The organism is Bradyrhizobium sp. sGM-13 (genome assembly GCF_018398875.1).
In the GTDB taxonomy this organism is placed as follows: Bacteria; Pseudomonadota; Alphaproteobacteria; order Rhizobiales; family Xanthobacteraceae; genus Bradyrhizobium.
This window is the reverse complement of the sequence record NZ_JAGWDK010000183.1, coordinates 1-526: the sequence shown is the minus strand read 5'-3', so window position 1 is coordinate 526 and position 526 is coordinate 1. Positions and strand designations below refer to the sequence as shown.

The 526-nt window shown below is 52.1% G+C and carries 1 protein-coding gene; it reads left to right on the top strand.

Annotation, left to right across the window (positions count from 1 at the left end):
• On the top strand, positions 1 to 526 hold a 526-nt coding region (locus tag KJQ96_RS38690; RefSeq protein ID WP_213291185.1), incomplete at both ends, for an AMP-binding protein.

Below are 526 nucleotides of genomic sequence, written 5' to 3'. Positions count from 1 at the left end.
GGATCCACCGGAACGCCCAAGGGCGTCATGGTCGAGCATCGGGGATTGGTCAATCATACAATCTGGCAGGCGGATCGATTCCAGTTCGCTGCCCACGACATTTTCTTGCAGCGAACCTCCCCCTCTTTTGATGCTGCGGTTTGGGAGCTATGGACACCTTTGTCGATCGGGGCACGTTCAATTCTTCTTCCTCTCGACCGGCAACTAGATATTCGAACAATTTTGAGTCTGCTGGGTAAGTACCGAGTGACGGTTCTGCAATTGGTTCCGTCGCTTCTTTCAGCATTGCTTGGGATCACTGACGTTGAGCAAAAGGAAATCGATTATCTACGCTACATATTCTGTGGTGGAGAGCTCTTCAGAAACGGGTTAGCCACTAAATGGCTGCGATTGGCATCGACGGCACTTGTCAACCTCTATGGACCTACTGAGGCGACGATTGACGCGACAGCTTGGTTTTATCGAGCTGGATTTGATGGGGCCGTTGTCCCGATTGGCCGTCCGATTGCGAACACGCGGATCTATC